This window comes from Allobosea sp. RIT-PG3_2, from assembly GCF_057321085.1.
This window is the reverse complement of sequence record NZ_JBXWCA010000003.1, coordinates 541984-557839: the sequence shown is the minus strand read 5'-3', so window position 1 is coordinate 557839 and position 15856 is coordinate 541984. Positions and strand designations below refer to the sequence as shown.

Annotated in this window: 16 protein-coding genes; 6 read left to right on the top strand and 10 right to left on the bottom strand. The window is 67.4% G+C overall.

Translation table 11 applies throughout. The annotated features are described in order from the left end of the window. Window positions 1-12: 12 nt before the first annotated feature. Together ppdK and AC2FAN_RS12955 are read right to left on the bottom strand one after the other, a co-directional pair. Window positions 13-2697 (bottom strand): pyruvate, phosphate dikinase, encoded by a 2685-nt coding sequence (ppdK, locus tag AC2FAN_RS12960; RefSeq protein WP_265052315.1) that lies wholly within the window; start codon window positions 2695-2697, stop codon window positions 13-15. Between the two features lie 227 nt (window positions 2698-2924). Continuing rightward, window positions 2925-3419 carry a YcgN family cysteine cluster protein gene (locus AC2FAN_RS12955; RefSeq protein WP_265052314.1) on the bottom strand — a complete coding sequence of 165 codons (495 nt, stop codon included), beginning with the start codon at window positions 3417-3419 and terminating at the stop codon, window positions 2925-2927. A gap of 243 nt (window positions 3420-3662) precedes the next feature. Between AC2FAN_RS12955 and AC2FAN_RS12950 the strand changes: the two genes are divergently transcribed. From AC2FAN_RS12950 to AC2FAN_RS12940, 3 genes are all read left to right on the top strand, one after another. Further along, entirely contained in the window at window positions 3663-5885 is a 2223-nt protein-coding gene (locus AC2FAN_RS12950) for a transglycosylase domain-containing protein (protein ID WP_485174460.1), read from the top strand. Window positions 5886-6193: 308 nt separating this feature from the next. Next, window positions 6194-6769 carry a DUF1214 domain-containing protein gene (locus AC2FAN_RS12945; protein ID WP_265052312.1) on the top strand — a complete coding sequence of 192 codons (576 nt, stop codon included), beginning with the start codon at window positions 6194-6196 and terminating at the stop codon, window positions 6767-6769. Then, entirely contained in the window at window positions 6766-7398 is a 633-nt protein-coding gene (locus tag AC2FAN_RS12940; protein WP_265052311.1) for a DUF1254 domain-containing protein, read from the top strand. The genes AC2FAN_RS12945 and AC2FAN_RS12940 overlap by 4 nt, the downstream gene beginning before the upstream one ends. A 175-nt stretch (window positions 7399-7573) precedes the next feature. On the opposite strand, the gene AC2FAN_RS12935 is transcribed toward AC2FAN_RS12940, so the two are convergent. Together AC2FAN_RS12935 and AC2FAN_RS12930 are read right to left on the bottom strand one after the other, a co-directional pair. Then, on the bottom strand, window positions 7574-8221 hold the full coding sequence (locus tag AC2FAN_RS12935) for a hypothetical protein (RefSeq protein WP_485174457.1): 648 nt from the start codon (window positions 8219-8221) through the stop codon (window positions 7574-7576). A 149-nt stretch (window positions 8222-8370) separates the two neighbouring features. Then, complete coding sequence (locus AC2FAN_RS12930) at window positions 8371-8577, bottom strand: hypothetical protein (protein ID WP_485174455.1); 207 nt, start codon at window positions 8575-8577, stop codon at window positions 8371-8373. A gap of 170 nt (window positions 8578-8747) precedes the next feature. Between AC2FAN_RS12930 and AC2FAN_RS12925 the strand changes: the two genes are divergently transcribed. Further along, on the top strand, window positions 8748-9884 hold the full coding sequence (locus tag AC2FAN_RS12925) for a DUF2336 domain-containing protein (protein WP_485174453.1): 1137 nt from the start codon (window positions 8748-8750) through the stop codon (window positions 9882-9884). 10 nt (window positions 9885-9894) lie between these two features. Here AC2FAN_RS12925 and AC2FAN_RS12920 read toward each other — a convergent pair whose 3' ends face one another. The 3 genes from AC2FAN_RS12920 to AC2FAN_RS12910 are packed head-to-tail and all read right to left on the bottom strand — an operon-like array spanning window position 9895 to window position 12658. Continuing rightward, on the bottom strand, window positions 9895-10230 hold the full coding sequence (locus AC2FAN_RS12920) for a DUF1491 family protein (protein WP_485174451.1): 336 nt from the start codon (window positions 10228-10230) through the stop codon (window positions 9895-9897). A 16-nt stretch (window positions 10231-10246) separates the two neighbouring features. Continuing rightward, a complete protein-coding gene (locus AC2FAN_RS12915; RefSeq protein WP_476805092.1) occupies window positions 10247-10840 on the bottom strand; it encodes a hypothetical protein in 594 nt (197 codons plus the stop codon). Window positions 10841-10855: 15 nt separating this feature from the next. Further along, entirely contained in the window at window positions 10856-12658 is a 1803-nt protein-coding gene (locus tag AC2FAN_RS12910; RefSeq protein WP_485174449.1) for a PAS domain-containing sensor histidine kinase, read from the bottom strand. A gap of 327 nt (window positions 12659-12985) precedes the next feature. Here AC2FAN_RS12910 and AC2FAN_RS12905 point away from each other — a divergent pair, with 327 nt between their 5' ends. Together AC2FAN_RS12905 and AC2FAN_RS12900 are read left to right on the top strand one after the other, a co-directional pair. Beyond that, window positions 12986-13252: a hypothetical protein gene (locus tag AC2FAN_RS12905; protein ID WP_485174447.1), complete on the top strand. Its 267-nt coding sequence runs from the start codon at window positions 12986-12988 to the stop codon at window positions 13250-13252. Between the two features lie 81 nt (window positions 13253-13333). Further along, window positions 13334-13762 (top strand): SufE family protein, encoded by a 429-nt coding sequence (locus AC2FAN_RS12900; protein WP_265052303.1) that lies wholly within the window; start codon window positions 13334-13336, stop codon window positions 13760-13762. A 6-nt stretch (window positions 13763-13768) separates the two neighbouring features. Here AC2FAN_RS12900 and AC2FAN_RS12895 read toward each other — a convergent pair whose 3' ends face one another. The 3 genes from AC2FAN_RS12895 to AC2FAN_RS12885 all read right to left on the bottom strand — a co-directional run bounded on the left by AC2FAN_RS12895 (window position 13769) and on the right by AC2FAN_RS12885 (window position 15540). Continuing rightward, complete coding sequence (locus AC2FAN_RS12895; RefSeq protein ID WP_485174445.1) at window positions 13769-14566, bottom strand: DUF6456 domain-containing protein; 798 nt, start codon at window positions 14564-14566, stop codon at window positions 13769-13771. Further along, window positions 14566-14931: a helix-turn-helix domain-containing protein gene (locus AC2FAN_RS12890; protein WP_485174443.1), complete on the bottom strand. Its 366-nt coding sequence runs from the start codon at window positions 14929-14931 to the stop codon at window positions 14566-14568. Before AC2FAN_RS12890 ends, AC2FAN_RS12895 begins: the two co-directional genes overlap by 1 nt. A 192-nt stretch (window positions 14932-15123) precedes the next feature. Continuing rightward, the gene (locus tag AC2FAN_RS12885) at window positions 15124-15540 is read right to left on the bottom strand and encodes a Ros/MucR family transcriptional regulator (protein WP_265052300.1); all 417 of its coding nucleotides are present in this window, start codon (window positions 15538-15540) and stop codon (window positions 15124-15126) included. Between the last annotated feature and the right edge of the window lie 316 nt (window positions 15541-15856).

Here is a 15856-nt window from a genome sequence, read left to right as displayed (position 1 = left end):
TCCGGAAGGCGATCAGCCTTCCTTCTGCTTCACCGCGCCCAGCGCCGCCTGCGCCGCCGCAAGCCGCGCGATCGGCACGCGGAAGGGCGAGCAGGAGACATAATCCAGCCCGACGCTCTCGCAGAAGCCGATCGAGGCCGGATCGCCGCCATGCTCGCCGCAGATGCCGAGCTTGATGTCGGGGCGGGTCTTGCGGCCGCGCTCGGCCGCAAGCTTCACCAATTCGCCGACGCCCTCCTGGTCGATGGTGACGAAGGGATCGGCGTCGAGCAGGCCCTTGGCGGTGTAGGAACCGAGGAAGGACGAGGCGTCGTCGCGGCTGATGCCCAGCGTCGTCTGCGTCAGGTCGTTGGTGCCGAAAGAGAAGAACTCGGCGCTCTCGGCGATCTCGGCGGCGCGCAAGGCCGCACGCGGCAGCTCGATCATCGTGCCGACCTGATAGTCGATCTTCGTGCCGCTCTCCTCGATCACGGCCTTCGCCATGGCGTCGATGCGGGCCTTGACGAGGTCGAGCTCGGGCTTGCCCATCACGAGCGGCACCATCACTTCCGGGATCACCGGCTTGCCGGTTTCCTTCGCCGCGATCACCGCCGCCTCGAAGATAGCGCGGGCCTGCATCTCGGCGATCTCGGGGAAGGCTACGGCCAAACGGCAGCCGCGGAAGCCGAGCATCGGGTTGAATTCGTGCAGTTCAGCGGCGCGGTGCTTCAGTGCATCGGGCGTCACGCCCAGCGCCGCGGCGACCTCGGCGATCTCCTTGTCGCCATGCGGCAGGAACTCGTGCAGCGGCGGATCGAGCAGGCGGATCGTCACCGGCAGCCCGCTCATGATGGTGAAGAGCTGAACGAAGTCCTGGCGCTGCATAGGCAGGAGCTTTGCAAGCGCGGCGCGACGGCCGTTGTCGTCAGGGGCGAGGATCATCTCGCGCATCGACTGGATGCGACTCTCGTCGAAGAACATGTGCTCGGTGCGGCATAGGCCAATGCCCTCGGCGCCGAATTCGCGCGCGGTCTTCGCATCCTCCGGCGTCTCGGCATTGGCGCGGACCTTGAGGCGGCGGACCTTGTCGGCCCAACCCATCAGCGTGGCGAATTCGCCGGAGAGTTCCGGCTGCTGCATCTTGACCTCGCCGAGCAGCACCTGGCCGTTGCCGCCGTCGATGGTGAGGACATCGCCGGCCTTGAGCGTCGTGGGGCCAATCGCCAGCGTACCCTTGGCGTAGTCGACTCGGATCTGGCCGGCGCCGGAGACGCAGGGCTTGCCCATGCCGCGCGCGACGACCGCGGCATGCGAGGTCATGCCACCGCGCGTGGTGAGGATGCCCTCGGCGGCGTGCATGCCGTGGATGTCTTCCGGCGATGTCTCGACACGGACCAGGATGACCTTGCGGCCGGCTTTCTTCGCCGCCTCAGCGTCGTCGGAGTTGAAGACGATCGCGCCGGCGGCGGCGCCGGGCGAGGCCGGCAGGCCGGTGGTCAGCACACGGCGCTCCGCCTTGGGATCGATCATCGGGTGCAGGAGCTGGTCGAGCGCGCCGGGCTCGACGCGGCCGACCGCCTCCTCCTGCGTGATCAAGCCTTCCTGCGCGAGTTCGACGGCGATCCGGAGCGCCGCCTTGGCCGTGCGCTTGCCGGAGCGGGTCTGCAGCATCCAGAGCTTGCCCTCCTGGATGGTGAACTCCATGTCCTGCATGTCGCGGTAGTGCTTCTCGAGGATGCCGTAGATGCGGCAGAGCTCCGCATAGGCCTCCGGCATCTCCTGCTCCATCGAAGGCTTGTCGGAGCCGGCTTCCTTGCGGGCCGTCTCGGTGATGTCCTGCGGGGTGCGGATGCCGGCGACGACGTCCTCGCCCTGGGCGTTGATCAGGAACTCGCCATAGAGCGCGTTCTCGCCGGTCGAGGGATTGCGGGTGAAGGCGACGCCGGTGGCGGAGGTGTCGCCCATATTGCCGAACACCATCGACTGGACGTTGACCGCCGTGCCCCAGGAGGCCGGGATGTTGTTGAGCTCGCGGTACTTGATGGCGCGGGCGTTCATCCAGGAGGAGAAGACGGCGCCGACCGCGCCCCAGAGCTGCTTCTCGGGATCCTGCGGGAAGTCGGAGCCGAGCGCCTTCTTCACGATCTCCTTGTACTTGCCGACCAGCACCTTCCAGTCGTCGGCCTTGAGATCGGTGTCGAGGTGCAGGCCCTTGCGCTCCTTGTAATCCTCCAGCGCCTCCTCGAAGAGGCCGTGGTCGATATCGAGCACGACGTTGGAATACATGGTGATGAAGCGGCGATAGCTGTCCCATGCGAAACGGGCATCGCCGGACGCCTTCGCGACGGCTTCCACCGTCTCGTCGTTGAGGCCGAGATTGAGGACGGTGTCCATCATGCCGGGCATGGAGGCGCGCGCGCCGGAGCGCACGGAAACGAGCAGCGGATTGGCGGGGTCGCCGAAGGTCTTGCCGGTCAGCTTGGCCATGCCGGCGAGCGCGGCCCTGGCCTGGGCGTCGAGATCGGCGGGGAAGCTCTTGCCGTTGTCGTAATACGCCGTGCAGACCTCGGTGGTGATGGTGAAGCCGGGCGGGACGGGCAGGCCGAGATTGCTCATCTCGGCCAGGTTCGCGCCCTTGCCGCCGAGCAGGTTCTTCATTCCCGCCTCACCCTCGGCCTTGCCGTCGCCGAAGGTGTAGACCCACTTCCCACCAGCCATCACTTCAACCTCTTCGTTGGCAGCCGGACGCAGCAACGTCGCGGCGATGCGAAAGTTTCGTGTGCGAGCCGTCGATGCCCTTTGGACACCGGCAGCGGGATGGGGCGGTCATGCCCAAAACCACCTGAACAATCAATGAGCAGGTGCAACAAAATACCCGGCAGCGCACAAATGCCGACGCTCATTTCGCCGGTGTTTCGCTTGCCTGTGTTTCACTTGCCGGTATTTCACTTGGCCTTGGCGCGCGCGGCGCGCGGCCAGCGCAGCGGCCAGTTGACGACGCGCTCCGTGACCTCGTCTTCAGGGATATCGTCTTCCGACGCGTAGACACGTCCACGGACGGAGATGCCGGCCGCCACCACTGTCTCCGGATCGCCGGAAACGAGCGGATGCCACCACGGCAGATCCCTGCCCTCCGCGACGAGGCGGTAGGCGCAGGTCGGCGGCAGCCAGGGCAGCGTGCGCACGTCATGCGGCGTCAGCGTCACGCAATCGGGCACCTTGACGGAGCGGTTCGGATAATCCTTGCAGCGACAGGTTCCGGCGTCGAACAGCCGGCAGCCGACATCGGTCGCGAAGATGCGCCCGGTATCCTCGTCCTCGAGCTTCACGAGGCAGCAGCGCCCGCAGCCGTCGCAGAGCGATTCCCATTGCTCCACCGACATCGCCTCGAGCGGCGTCGTGCGCCAGAACGGCTCGTCTTTCGGCTGCTTCAGCGTCATGACCGGCTTATGCGCCGCCGGGCGCCAAGATGGAAGAGCGCAGCGTCAACGCCAGCTTTTGTGCCAGAGCGAAACAGCCGGGTTGGCGCAGTTTCTGCTGCCGCAAACGGAATATTCGCGCCCCATCCCTTAACTCGAAGCGAGGCGTGACTATGTGTCTATTCTCTGGCCCGATGCTGTTGCCAAGACGACCATGGCGCGGCAGGAAAGTGTCGGGGGCCATTCGAAAAGCCTGGAACGGCCATGGAGTTCAGGAAGGCAAGCTGGAGGACGCGGCTGAAGCGCTACGCGCTCGCTGCGGACTCATGGCTCGATGCCGGCCTGTGGGGTGCGGGCCGCCGCGCGGGCGAGGCCTATGAGCGCATCCGTAGCGCTGCCGACCGCCTGACCGTGACCGGCGGCAAGCGCCTCGCCGCCGAATTCGCCAGCGAGGGGCTGAACATCGGCATCGTCGGTGCGCTTATCGTCCTGATGCTGGCCTTGCCGGCCTTCCGCATCGGCAATGAGGAGGCGCTGAAGAACCAGGTTCTCGCCGTCACCTTCCTCGATCGCTACGGCACGACGATCGGCCATCGCGGCGCCCGGCACGACGATTCACTGAAGCTCGAGGAGATGCCGGACCATCTGCTGAAGGCCGTGCTCGCAACCGAGGACCGCCGCTTCTACGACCATTTCGGCATCGACCTGATCGGCACCTCCCGGGCCCTCCTGGTCAACACACGGGCGTCGGGCGTGGTCCAGGGCGGCTCCTCGCTGACGCAGCAGCTCGCCAAGAACCTGTTCCTCAACAACGAGCGCTCGCTCGACCGCAAGATCAAGGAAGCCTTCCTGGCGCTGTGGCTGGAAACGCGGCTGAGCAAGAACGAGATCCTCAAGCTCTATCTCGACCGCGCCTATATGGGCGGCGGCACCTTCGGCGTCGCGGCGGCGGCCGATTACTATTTCGGCAAGTCGGTGAGGGACGTCTCGCTGGCCGAGGCCGCCATGCTCGCCGGCCTGTTCAAGGCGCCGACGAAATATGCCCCGCACGTCAACCTGCCGGCGGCACGCGCCCGTGCCAACGACGTGCTCAACGCCATGGTCGATGCCGGCTTCATGACCGCCGGCCAGGTCGACAGCGCCAAGCGCAACCCGGCGACGCCGGTCGATCGCAAGCGTGATTCCAGCCCCGATTATTATCTCGACTGGGCATTCGACGCGGTGAAGGAGCTCGCGAACGAAGGCAAGCTCGGGCCCGACCGCGTGCTGACGGTCAAGACGCCGCATGATTCCGCCATCCAGACCCGGGCCGACGAGGCGATCGAGGCGATCCTGCGCCAGCATGGGCCGGCCTACCGGGTCAAGCAGGCCGCCACGGTCATCATGGACCCGGACGGGGCGGTGCGCGCCATCGTCGGCGGCCGCGACTATGGCGCGAGCCAGTTCAACCGGGCGACCGCGAGCCAGCGCCAGCCGGGCTCGTCCTTCAAGCCCTATGTCTATGCCGCGGCGCTTTCGGCCGGCCTCTACAAGCCGAACACCATCGTGACCGACCGCCCGGTCTGCATCGGCAACTGGTGCCCGAACAATTACGGCCGCTCCTATGCCGGCTCGATGCCGCTCACGGTCGCGCTGGCGAAGTCGATCAATACGATCCCGGTGCAGATGTCGATCGCCATCGGGCGCGCCACCGGCGAGACGCATGAGGCGCGCGCCGCCCTGATCGGCCGCAAGAGGATCATCGCGACCGGCCACGCCATGGGCCTGACGACGCCGCTGACCGACACCGTCTCGCTGCCGATCGGCGCGGCCGAGGTCACTGTCATCGACCAGGCGGCGGGCTATGCCGTCTTCGCCAATGGCGGCAAGCGGGCGAAACCCTACGCCGCCTTCGAGATCAGCAACTCGCAGGGCGACGTCATCTATCGCCATGACCGCGACGAGCCAGAGCCGAAGCAGGTGCTGAGCACGCAGGTGGCGCAGGACATGAACTTCATGCTCTCGAAGGTGCCGACCGAGGGCACCGGGCGCCGCGCCGCCCTGGACGGCGTCGTCACGGCCGGCAAGACCGGCACCACCAACGGCTACAAGGACGCCTGGTATGTCGGCTATTCCGGCAACCTCGTCGGCGCGGTCTGGTTCGGCAACGACAATTCGGCGGAAACCGCCAACATGACCGGCGGCTCCCTGCCGGCCATGACCTGGAAGGAGATCATGCAGTTCGCCCATCAGGGGCTGGAGCTGAAGCCCATTCCGGGCGTGCCGGCCGCCGATCCGAAGGGCATCGCCGTCGCCAAGGCCGGGGCGCCTGCGCCCGATGCGGGTCATCCGCCGGGGCCGGGGGCCGGGCACATGCCGAGGCAGTCCTTCGAGGTTCTCTCCGCCGTCGGCTCGATGTTCAAGACGATCGAACGCTCGCGTGTCGCCGGCCGGCCGGTGCAGGTCGGCATCCGCGAGGTCTCGGCGGGCGAGACGCGGCTGCGCTAGGCTCGGTAGACAGTTGATCTCCTCGGCGTAGTCGTGTCGCCGCCGTCATTCCGGGGCTTCGCGCCAGCGAAGAGCCAGGAACCCAGAACCGATGCCGTGCCCCGTTTGATCGGTCGCCCAACCGCGCCTTTCGCGGAGCCAGCATCGGTTCTGGTTTCCGGGCTCAGGCCTGCGGCCTGCCCCGATGACGGCGGGGGTTCCGACAAGCTCGTCTCTGGAAACTATTCACTCCGCCTAACGCCTTGTTGACGATCGCGGACGGCCCCGCTCAACTCAGGCAAGCTGCATCACGCAACCGGAAGGCAAGCGTGCGGATTCTCGATCTCACCTATATCCTGGCACTCGGAGCAGGCCTTGGCCTCGGCTCGGCGCATTGGGCCGTGGCCGGGCGCCCTGCCCTCGGCAAGGTAGAGGTCGGCGCCTGGATGGCCTGGCCGCGCAGCGGCGGCCGTGACATCGACCCCTATATGCGCGCCTATCTGGCCCGGGGGGTACACCTGCCGCTGGGCTCCGGCGAGGGCCTCGAGCTGATCGCGGAGCGCGACGACGAGGGGTGGCCGCTCGATGGCCGTTGCCGCTACAGCCTCTCCGGCGCGACGCCGACGACGCGCGGCTGGACGCTCAGCGTCAGCGATGGTGACGGCCTGCCCTTCCGCCTGCCGCTTGAGCGCAGCAGCTTCACCGATTCCGAGATCGTCCGGCCGGAGGATGGCCAATTGGCGATCGCCGCCGCCGCGACGCCCGAAGCGGGCAACTGGCTGCCCCTGCCGGCGAGCGGCCGCTTCCAGCTGCGGTTGCGGCTCTACGACACCCCGATCTCCAGCCAGACCGGCGAGACGCGGGCCGCCAACCTGCCCCGCATCACGCGCCTCGACTGCCGATGAGTGCGATCGATCACGACGTGGCGCAGACCCCTGTCCCGCCTTCGGTGAACTGGGGCGCCCATCTGCGCAGCGGCCTTGCACGCATCGTCATGACGACACTGGCCGGGCTGATGCTGGCCGGGATCGTGCATATCGTCACGATCCTCGCCGTGCCCGTGCTGTCGCGGAACGATGCCGCGCATGCCTATCGGGATATCGGCATCGAAGGCCATGCCGAGCTCGTTCCGGCGCCGGGCCAGGGGCGCAGGATTCCCGCCCTGCGCGAGGCCGACCCCGACGTCGTCACGGCGATCTGCAGCTACGACCTCTCTGCGGGGCCGATGCGCGTCGTCGCGAAGACCGGCGTGCTGCCGCTCGGCCTGACGCTGCACCGGCAAGGCGGCGGGGTGATCTACGCGATCACCGACCGCGCCGCGATCCGCGGCGTGCTCGAATTCCTGGTGATGACCGAAGCCCAGCTCGACGAGCGCATCGCCGCCGACGAGGAAGGGGAGAGCAGCCGGGAGCTGCGTATCGTCTCCGACGCCGGCCAGGGGCTGATCGTGGCGCGGGTCCTCGTCCGCCTGCCTTCGGACAAGGCCGATGCCGAAGCGCTCGCGACGGGCGTCGCATGCGGGCCCGCGAACTGAGAAACTCCGAGGGTGCTGTTTTTGCACGAAACCACGCCGTCATCCCGGGCTTGACCCGGGATTCATGCCGGAGCGCCGCCGATCAAGGTTCAGGCATGGATCCCGGCTCTCCGCTTCGCTTCGGCCGGGATGACCCGCATTTCCATGAAAACGAGGCACGCTCCGAGGGTGCGGCTCAGCCCTTGTAGACGACCGGCCGCTTGCCACCCTCGCCGAAGGCGCCATTCAGGGGCATCTGGCAGAGCGGGGCCGCCTCGGCCTCCAGCGCCATGATCGCGCGCTCGGCGCGGACCGCCTCGCGGGAGGGCATCTCGACGACGAGATTGGCGAGGGCGTAACGATAGCTCCTGATCCGGAAATCGAGCCGCTCGCAGACCCAGAAGATCAGTCCTTCATTCTCGATCACGCGCGCCATCGCCGGCTCCTGCTTGCCCGGAGCGATGTCGGGCGAGGATTCGACGGTGCGCATCCGGACGCGGTCCATGCTCACGACCCGCAGCGCATTGGCGCGAAAGGGGCCGATCAGCAGGCGATCCGCATTGCTGTCCTGGGCAAGGCGGTTGTAGCGCGAGGCCTGCGAGGCGAAGGAGACCGAGGTCAACCCGCGGAAATAGTCGGAGACATCGGTTGACTGGTTTGCGACCGGCACGATGCGCGAATGGGCGAGGTTCGAAACCTCCCCCTGGAAAACGCTGTGCGGGCTGGCTGGCATGATGAAGCGCCAGGCGCGGTCGCGCATCTGCTCCTCATCGTCGGTGAGGCGGAAATAGGAAGCCTGCTCGCCGCGCGCGGTCGCCGACCAGAAGCCGGCCTCGGGCGCCATGATCTGCGACCATACCGTCGGCCGCGGGCGCCCCAGATCCCCGTCGGTCGCCGTGCAGGCAGTCAGGATCAGCGCTGATGACAGCGAAAGTGCGATAGCCGCTCCGGACGGACGCCAGGAGCGCCGCTGTTCTTCGACCCGAGGCTGTCTCACGCAGGCTGCCTGCGAGCCGTCTTGCGAGCGGACAACTTGCGCGGGCGCCGCACGACGGCGGCCTTGGCTTCCAGCGGCCGCGCCTCTTTGGGGCGCTCATAGCGGACGCCGGTAAAGAACAGGATGTCCGCCGAGCGTTGCGGGAACGGGCAGGACCGATCCTGCCGGCGCCGGTATAGCGCGAAAGGGATGACGACGGCCATGAAGCGCCTCCTATCCAGCGCTGAGTTGCAATCGCGAGAGCCGTCCTGGTGCCCGAGGCCGCACCGAGTCGCAGGCCCTCAAGACCCATCAGGCTCCGACATGGTTAACGTGGCCTTAATGCCTCGGGGATAAGCTTCGCGAATCCATCGGATCCTTACCCGAGCCAGCCATGCCTGCCCGTATTTCCCAGGAACTCGCCGACCTCGCCCGCCTCGCACGCGACGGTGACCTGGACCTCAGCCAGGTCTCGCTCCGGGTGAAGGCGGACCTGCTCATGTCGGCGGCCCAGCCGCCGCAGGAGGACATCGCCGCCTTCAGCGAGATGGCGAGCACGTTGATCCCGACGATCGACGAGCCCACCGCCCTCATCCTGGCGCGCAAGCTTGCCGGCTGGCGCCATACGCCCGGTCCCGTGCTGGCCGCGCTGGCGGCACGCGGCGGCTCCGTGCTGGTCGAGTTGTTGCGCCATGGCATGCCGCTCTCTGTCGCCGAGCTCGAACACCTCGCCGAAACCGGCGATGAGGCGATCCGCGCCGGACTGGCAGTGCGCGCGGACCTCAGCAATACCGCAGTGCTGCTGCTGGTTTCCGAAGCCGATCGCGCCATCGACCTGGCGCTGATCGGCAATGTCGATGCGCCCCTGCCCCGCGCCGCCGTCGAGATCCTGATCGCTCGCTCGCGCAGCGACGCAGCCTACCAGCCCGGATTGCTGGCGCGGGAAGACCTGTCCAATCTCGAACTGGCACCGCTTTTCCTTCGGGCGGGGCCGGAGCGCCGGCTCGCCATTGTGGAATCGCTGATGGCGCGCGAGGCCTTGCATCCCGGTGAGAGGCGGCCTGCCATCTCCAACGATGCCTTTGCCGGCTGGCTCAGCCTGGCCGGCGACGATCGCGCGAGTGCGTTCGGCGCCATCGCCGAACATCTCGGCGGCGGCGCGCCCCTCGCCACCGCGATCGCATATGACAGATCGCGCGACCTCGCGGCGCTGAGCCTCGTCGCCAGCGGGGCGAGCGTCGAGGAAGCCACACGCTTCCTGATCCGCCTCGGCGACGACACGGCGCATTCGGTCGAGCGGATCTTCGCCCTGGTTGCGCTGATGCGGACGATCAGGCCGTCGATCGCGTTCCGGCTGGCGATGCTGATCGCAGGCGCCCACCCCGTCTCCGCGTCGCAGCGGAAAGGCCAGCATCAGCCGGCGATGGACCCGAGCGGCACCCCCGCACGCTCCGGCGCGGCCCGCCCGGAGGCTCAGCCCGGCCTGTCCGAGGTCCTGGGACGGATCGGCGCCCGGCGCGATCGCGGCTGAGCCGAGGCGATCAGGCCTCGACGAGCGCAAGGCGCGGATGGCCGGCCCGGTTCTCGATCTCGACCAGCCAGAGGTCGCTATCGAAGCGCAGCTCGCGATCGACCCGGTCCTCGACCGCGAGCGGATCGGCATCGATCAGCAGCTGGAAGCGGCGCTCGCCGTCATCCTCGGCCAGCGACTGCGGGGCCGGGCCATAAAGAGCCGCCGTGCCGTCGAGACGATCGAGCTTGATGAAGATCGCGCCGGCCTCGCGCGCACCGCGACGACGCAGCATCGCGACGAGCCCGTCATGCCCGGCCTGGCGCAGATAGGCCGATACCCAAAAATCGCTGGTCAGGCGCGCCATCGCCCGACGGCCCGGCTCAGTTCTCGGCCGACCGGCGCGGCGCGGCGGCAGAGCGCGAGGCCGCGCCCTTGACGTCGGCCGGCGGACGAAGGTCGCCGCCATTGAGGAGATCGGCGATCGGGTCGCGGGCCGGAGCCTGCGCCGCCTTGGGCACCGATGTCGTGGCCGGCTGCGCCGTGCGCGGCTGGCTGGCGATCGGTGCCGGCGGACGCGGCGCGGCCTCGCGCGCCGGCTGCGCAGTCGAAAGGTCTGCGGGCCGTGCGGGCGGCCGAGACGGCACCGCCGCCAAGCCCGAAGACGGTGTCGTGGCAGCTTCCTGCACAGGCACCGGCTCGGCACGGCGCTCGGCTGCGGCGCGAGGCGCGGGTGCCGGCGCGGCCGAGAGCATCGGTGCCGGATGACGCGCCTTCTGGAACATCAGGGCATTGGCGAGGATCGCGCAGGTCGCGATGCCGAAGGCGAGGAACAGGAGTGTCCTCCCCGGCCGCCGACCGACCATGCGGCCGACCCGGCCGAGCCATGACGACTTGCGACGCGCCGGCTGGGCGCGCCGGACCGGTGCGGAGAGAGAAGCGCTGGAATGGGCGCGGGCGGCCATGGTCACGGACATTGCTCAGCTCGGTCTTCAGGCGGTCAGGCGGAATGGTTCTTTGGTCTCGAGCCCCTTGCGCGGGGCCCGGGCGAAAGTGACAATCTTGGCAGGCTGCTCGACGCCATCGGCGCCACCGACGGGCAACCGGATCGAGACGCGCGTCCCGATGCCCGGCGCGCTCTCGACCGTCATGCGGCCGCCATGCAGGCCGACGAGGCCCCGGACCACCGACAGGCCGAGGCCGGTCCCTTCGTGGTTGCGGTCATAGGCGCCCTTGACCTGGAAGAAGGGGTCGCCGAGCCGCGGCAGATCGGCGGCAGCGATGCCGATGCCGGTATCGGAAACCGAAAGGTCGATCGTGTCGCCGTCGCGGACGATGGCGAGGACGACGCGCCCGCCGGCCGGCGTGAATTTGATGGCGTTGGCGAGGAGATTGAGCACGACCTGCTTCAGCGCGCGCCGATCGCCTTCCACCATCGGCAGGGCCGGGCCGGCGACGCGATCCACCGCGACGTTGCCGCTCTCGGCGCGCAGCGCCATCAGCGTGCAGCAATCGCGGGCCAGCGCGGCGAGATCCAGCGGCTCGCGCTCGATCTCCATCGCGCCGCTCTCGATCTTCGAGATGTCGAGCAAGGTGTTGACGACCTCGAGCAGATGATGGCCGGAGGCATGGATGATCCGGGTGTATTCGAGCCGCTTGGCGGCATCGATCCAGCCGTTTTCCTCGGCGCCCAGCATTTCCGAGAAGCCGATGATGGCGTTCAGCGGCGTCCGCAGCTCATGGCTGACCGTGGCCAGGAAGTGCGCCTTGACGTCATTGGCCCGCAGCGCCTCGGCATGGCCGCGATCGCGCTCCTCCTCGGCAGCACGGCGCGCGGTGACGTCGCGCATCACGCAGACTACTGCGGCGCCGTCCTTCGCGCCGGCCTCGGCGGTGCGATAGGCCTGCATCTCCAGCCACAGCGATACCGGCAGGCGGTTCTCGCCCTCGCGCGGAACGAAGAGAGTGCGGAAGCAGATCGTGGCAGCGCCATTGCCATGGGCGGCATCGCTCAGCGCCTTGAGGAAGAGAGGCCGGTCGGCGACGTGGACACGGTCGAGCAGTCCGCGCCCGATCAGGTCACGCGGCTCGGCGCCGGCCAGCGTCCGCGCAGCCGCATTGGCGAAGACGACGGCACCCCCTGCATCGTGCCAGGTGACGAGATCGCCGACATGATCGAGCAGGAGCTGCGCGCGTGCATCCGCCGCGCGCTGCGTCCGCTCTTCGGCGTCGCGCCGGCGCAGCAGGACGGCGGCGGCGATCAGCGCCTGCGCAAGCGCGACCACCGCCAGCATCGACATCGCTTCACTGGTCCAGGTCGCAGGGCCGGCCAGCACGCCGAGATGCTCCAGGCCGATCGCCGCAAGCAGAGCGGCGACAGCCGTCCAGCCAGCCCGCAGCACGAAATCCCGGGAGCCGAAGAAGGCGGCCTCGACCGGGACGACGAAGAGCCAGAGAAGCAGCGGGGAGGACAGCCCGCCGGTGGCTCCGGCGAGCGCGACGATGAAGAGCGACAGCGCCGCCGACGAGATCAGATGCGCGATTTCCAGCCGGCCGGTGCGGGACAGCAGCACGACGGCCAGAACCAGAAGGGCTGCCGCAACGACCATGGCGGCCTCGAAAGCGCCAAGCGCACCGCGCCACGCAAGATAGGCCGGAGCGAGACTGAGCGCGCCGCCACCGACGAGCAGGCGCGACAGGACGAAGCGCTCGTGACGCAACCGCTCGGCCGGGTTCGACCGCACCGATGCGTGCACCAGTGCCGCCGCCTGTGTCCTCAGTGCCGTGATTGCCATACGGAACGCAACGCCCAAACTCTGCGGACCAACCGTCCGCGCCCTGCATCTCGCCACGAGCGGTTTAAGCGGGGCTTAAGGCCCATTGCGCCGAAACTCTCATTCAGGCCATTCAAGTAAAATTATCTGATGTTTTTCATGCATTTAATCTGCGACCGCGCAATTTTCGAAGGCATCGCGATGTTCGCGGCAGGGTGAACGGAAACTGAAGATCGCTCGTTGCATTCGACTCGCATTTGAGCCTTCGGAATGACGCGATTTTTCCGGATCGGCGCGTAGTGTCTGTCATCCGGCGCCGAACGAGACGCGCCGGCGATGGAGATTGAGATGGCTCACTTCCTGCGCAAGGTCGCGATCATCGGGTTTATCGCGGTGAACTCGCCGGTTCACAGCGGCAAGCCCGCCGATACGACGCTGCCGCAGGCCGTCCGCCAGGCTGTCGAGAGCGCCCAGGCGGGCGCACGCAACGCCGCCGGCAGCCTGACGGCCGCGCGGGAGGCGGCCGAGATTCTGGCAGGGCTCGACCCCGTGATGCGCGAGCGCACCCTGAATACGGCGATGACGACTGCGACGGCGAAGCCCTCGTCACGTTAGCGCGCTTGACGTCGCGCGCCCCTCGCGGGAAGAGGGCGCGCCGCCCATCTTTAGGGATGCGCGACCGCGGCCAGGCAGGACATGACAACATCTCTCGACGACATCGTCGCCAATTTCGAACTGCTCGACGAGTGGGACGATCGCTATCGCTACCTGATCGAGCTCGGCAAGGGTCTCGAGCCGTTGTCCGAAGCTGCCCACAACGACGTCAACAAGGTGCGCGGCTGCGCGAGCCAGGTCTGGCTCGATGTCCATCGCGAGGGCGGCCCCGGCCCGCAGACACGTCTGCATTTCCTGGGAGACAGCGACGCCCATATCGTGCGCGGGCTGGTTGCGCTGGCGCTCGCCATCTTCTCGGGCCGGCCGGCTTCCGAGATCCTCGCGACCGATGCCTTCGCGATCTATGAGAAGCTCGGCCTCGCCGCCCATCTCACGCCACAGCGCTCGAACGGCGTGCGCGCGATGATCGACCGGATCAAGAACGACGCCCGCGCGGCGGCGGCAGGCTGAGCGGCTTCACTCGGCCGCCACGGGAAGGAGGGCGGGCTTGGCATCCTGCGACTGCCAGCTTCGAAGTCCTGCGGGTCGCGCCCGGCGGTCCAGCCCATAATGTGTCGCCAGCCTCGCCAGAGCGATGCGGAGCACCACCTTGGCCGAGCGCGCCGGCCAGCGGCGTTCCTTCTCGACGAGATCGAGCCCCTTCAGGAAGCCGCAGACATCGATGGCGAGCCCTGATAGTTCCGGCCCCAACGTCTCGCAGGCCAGTCTGACGCGCTGGCGCGCCGCGAGCGACGTATCGGACGCTCCCCCCACATCGCGAGGCCCCGGGCTGCGCTGCTCCGGCGTGAGCGCGGCGTCCCAGTTCATCGTCGTGCGGGGCAGCATCTGCGCCAAGGTGATATCGGCCCGAAAACGTTCGCCGGCCGCGAATTCCTCGTCACCGATCTGCGGTTTTCCGTCCTTCCCCGGGCGGCGATAAAGCCAGAGCAACGGGCTCTCCCGCTCGTCCAGCGCGGGCCTGGCTTGATCGGATGTGTCCGAGCGCGCTTCCTCAACCTGCTGGTTGCCCTGGACATGCTCACACAGCCCGAGTCTCGCCGCCCTCCCCGCTCCAGTCCAGGCGACAGCTCCATCCGCGACCAGTGCGGCCGCCGTCTCCGCCGAAACATAGCCTGCGCCCAGGCTGGTGCCGCCCGCTTCCCGATAGAGGGCGATGCGGCCGCAGCCCAGCGGCGAGGCGACGGCATAGCATCCCGGCGCCGCCAGATGCCGCAGCAGGCGCGTCTGCTGGTTGCGATCCTGTTCGGTCGTCATCAGCATGCCCTCCCGGCGTGACGTTCCAAGCTGCTCTTCAAGGCGAGAAGCGCCGCCTCAAGCGCGTTGAGCCCGCATTCGAGGCGCAGATCGTCGCGCCGATCCTCGATCAGGGCGCAGGCATGCCGGACCGTCGTGCGGTCACGGCCGAAGCAGATGCCCACGCGTGTAAGGCTGAGACCGAAAGCGACATGGGCGAGATACATCGCCATTTGCCGCGCCAGAGCCTCCCGCTGCGGGCCGCGGGTAGCGCCCCGCATGCCGGCGAGATGAACCCGCGCCGTTGCGGCGACCGCGGCCTCGGCCAAACGCGCACCCGCCGCGGCATGCAAGGAAACGCAGCTCTGGATATTTCTTGAGTTCATGATATGTTCCTATTAACGACCCGCCGGTTTCCTCGATGGCGATTTCGATAATAGGATTATATTCTTAAATTCTGGCTGGCAAGCTCGGACTCGGCCTTATCCCCGGCTCCTGCCACGAGGTGACAGGCATGAAAAAGCCGCCGAGCGATCGGCGGCTTCCTCATTGCCAGATCCGGAGACCGGCGGGTCGGTTCAGCGACGCTTGCGGCGCTGCTGGCCGAGACCCATCTTCTTCGCAAGCTGGGAGCGCGCCTCGGCATAGTTCGGCGCGACCATCGGATAGTCAGGCGGCAGGCCCCACTTCTCGCGGTACTGCTCGGGCGACATGTTGTACTGCGTGCGCAGGTGCCGCTTCAGCGACTTGAACTTCTTGCCGTCTTCCAAGCAGATCAGGTAGTCGGCCGTGATCGACTTCTTCACCGGAATAGCGGGCTTCGGCGCCTCGATCTGAACGATCGGGGCAGCGCCGCCAATGACCCGGCTCAATGCCGAATGAACTTCGCTGATCAGAGCAGGCAGTTCGGATGCAGGCACGGAATTGTTCGAAACATAAGCGGAGACGATATCCGCTGTCAGCTCGATGAAGTCCGACCCCTCGTTATCGGCCATGGCGATGTCACTCCTTATCATTTTTGGAAGCGGTTTTCTGAGGATCGCCCGTTTTGCTCTGCCTGATTTGTGACCAAACTTTGCGATAGCGGATCAAGCACTACCACGTTCAGAGTCGGACAACGCGGACTGATCGGGATATGCGTTTAGTCCATGCCGACTATTCATGCAAGAGAACAATTCCCAACAATTGAAATTCTGGAACCTCTATAATTCAACCGCAGCGAGAGCAATTTTCACTGCACCGTAAAATCAAACGTACGATTTCGCATGCATCTTGCCAGAGTATGCACCCTGCTCTCTACCTGTCGCCACC

Excerpts from the sequence above, each read along its gene's own strand:
- AC2FAN_RS12920 (WP_485174451.1), bottom strand. The coding sequence starts at position 10,230 with ATGGCGCGCCTGACCAGCGATTTTTGGGTATCGGCCTATCTGCGCCAG.
- AC2FAN_RS12900 (WP_265052303.1), top strand. The coding sequence starts at position 13,334 with ATGACAACATCTCTCGACGACATCGTCGCCAATTTCGAACTGCTCGAC.
- AC2FAN_RS12940 (WP_265052311.1), top strand. The coding sequence starts at position 6,766 with ATGAGTGCGATCGATCACGACGTGGCGCAGACCCCTGTCCCGCCTTCG.
- AC2FAN_RS12885 (WP_265052300.1), bottom strand. The coding sequence starts at position 15,540 with ATGGCCGATAACGAGGGGTCGGACTTCATCGAGCTGACAGCGGATATC.
- AC2FAN_RS12905 (WP_485174447.1), top strand. The coding sequence starts at position 12,986 with ATGGCTCACTTCCTGCGCAAGGTCGCGATCATCGGGTTTATCGCGGTG.
- AC2FAN_RS12950 (WP_485174460.1), top strand. The coding sequence starts at position 3,663 with ATGGAGTTCAGGAAGGCAAGCTGGAGGACGCGGCTGAAGCGCTACGCG.
- AC2FAN_RS12910 (WP_485174449.1), bottom strand. The coding sequence starts at position 12,658 with ATGGCAATCACGGCACTGAGGACACAGGCGGCGGCACTGGTGCACGCA.
- AC2FAN_RS12890 (WP_485174443.1), bottom strand. The coding sequence starts at position 14,931 with ATGAACTCAAGAAATATCCAGAGCTGCGTTTCCTTGCATGCCGCGGCG.
- AC2FAN_RS12955 (WP_265052314.1), bottom strand. The coding sequence starts at position 3,419 with ATGACGCTGAAGCAGCCGAAAGACGAGCCGTTCTGGCGCACGACGCCG.
- AC2FAN_RS12925 (WP_485174453.1), top strand. The coding sequence starts at position 8,748 with ATGCCTGCCCGTATTTCCCAGGAACTCGCCGACCTCGCCCGCCTCGCA.
- AC2FAN_RS12895 (WP_485174445.1), bottom strand. The coding sequence starts at position 14,566 with ATGACGACCGAACAGGATCGCAACCAGCAGACGCGCCTGCTGCGGCAT.
- AC2FAN_RS12930 (WP_485174455.1), bottom strand. The coding sequence starts at position 8,577 with ATGGCCGTCGTCATCCCTTTCGCGCTATACCGGCGCCGGCAGGATCGG.
- AC2FAN_RS12935 (WP_485174457.1), bottom strand. The coding sequence starts at position 8,221 with ATGGCGCCCGAGGCCGGCTTCTGGTCGGCGACCGCGCGCGGCGAGCAG.
- AC2FAN_RS12915 (WP_476805092.1), bottom strand. The coding sequence starts at position 10,840 with ATGTCCGTGACCATGGCCGCCCGCGCCCATTCCAGCGCTTCTCTCTCC.
- ppdK (WP_265052315.1), bottom strand. The coding sequence starts at position 2,697 with ATGGCTGGTGGGAAGTGGGTCTACACCTTCGGCGACGGCAAGGCCGAG.